2 protein-coding genes are annotated in these 1,387 nt (G+C 58.5%); both read right to left on the bottom strand.

Annotated features, from left to right (window positions below):
• Nucleotides 1–40: 40 nt before the first annotated feature.
• Entirely contained in the window at nucleotides 41–310 is a 270-nt protein-coding gene (locus EA14781_RS12010) for a phage tail fiber C-terminal domain-containing protein (RefSeq protein ID WP_001023453.1), read from the bottom strand.
• 1 nt (nucleotide 311) lies between these two features.
• On the bottom strand, nucleotides 312–1,387 hold a 1,076-nt coding region (locus EA14781_RS12005; protein ID WP_042335701.1), incomplete at its 5' end, for a phage tail fiber C-terminal domain-containing protein.

The following is a 1,387-nucleotide window of genomic DNA, read 5'->3' as shown; positions in this document are numbered from 1 at the left end:
AAAAACCGGAGCCGGACTCCGGTTTTTGTGAAGCTGTCGGCTATTTCATCTCGCCAATATTTTCCCACGTCCCGTCAGCACGCAGAATTTGCAGCGGTCTTACCACGCACTGTATCTGCTTTTTATCTGCATCCAGTATCACCACCTGCGTGATTACCCTGTCCTGCTCCGGAATAATACCATTCTCATCGGACTCCAGGATGTCTGCCGGCCCCAGACGCAGTTGTGCTGTAAGCGACTGCACGTGTTCACGGCCATCATGCTTTCCGCAACCACACAGACGCTGCATAAGTTTTTTTAGTATATTCATGTCATTCTCCTGTTCTGCCTGTATCACTGCCCACTTCATCCAGCCCCTTAACATCCTGCCACGGCCCGTCACCAAACCTGACCTGCAAATGCTGAAACAGCCCCTGAACCTGTGTGGCATCTTTGGGGTCAAGAAAGGTCAGTCCGGTGATGAGTGCGCCATCTGTATCCGGGAACCAGCCATTGCTGTTTGTCTCAATAATGCTCGCCGGCCCCAGACGAAAACGGATTTGTGTCTCCCCCGGGTCGCCCTTCGGTCCCTGAGGTCCGGTTGCCCCCACCGGGCCAGCCGCACCTGTTTCTCCTTTCGGTCCCTGTGGGCCTGCCGGGCCTGCCGCACCGGTATCTCCCTTTGGACCCTGTGGACCTGCATTTCCCGTCAGACCGGTCTCTCCCCGCTCTCCCCTGTCACCTTTCGGCCCCTGCGGGCCTGCCGGACCAGCATCACCTGCCGGTCCCCGTTCGCCGGTTGCCCCGACAGGGCCGGTGTCACCGCGCTCTCCCTTATCACCCTTCGGCCCCTGAGGACCCGCGGGCCCCTGTTCCCCCTTTGGCCCGGGAGGTCCCACCACTGTGGGGATTCGGTTTACGGCGTCTTCCGCCGCTATCCTGCTTTGTTCCGCTGACTGTGCGCTTTCTGCTGACTCCCGGGCTTTTTCTGCTGCGGTCGTTGCATCCCTGGCTGCATTACCGGCTGCACTTTCTGCCGTCTTTCTTGACAATTCAGCTTCTGCTGCACTTTGTGATGACTCACTGGCTTTTTGAGCGGCCTCAGAGGCCGAGGACGAGGACGCCTCCTCTGACTGCTTTGCTGAGGCTGCACTTTCTGCCGCCTGCCGGGCTGACTCCGATGCATATCCTGCTGAAGTGTCAGCATGTGCAGCGCTCTTTTCTGCCTGACTGGCTGATATGCCGGCATTCCTTGCTGACGTCTCCGCCTCTCCGGCATTCTTCTTCGCCTCCTCAGCGTTACGCGCCACCTCTTCCACCATCAGTTCAAAACGTCGCAGTGCCTCCGGACGGGCATCATCCTCCGACATGGCACCGAGAAAATCATTCAGCGTACCGGGTTGAGAAT

It is taken from the genome of Escherichia albertii NBRC 107761 = DSM 17582, from assembly GCF_000759775.1.
GTDB lineage: Bacteria > Pseudomonadota > Gammaproteobacteria > Enterobacterales > Enterobacteriaceae > Escherichia > Escherichia albertii.
Note: the sequence above shows the minus strand (reverse complement) of the source record. Positions and strands in the feature narration are given on the sequence as shown.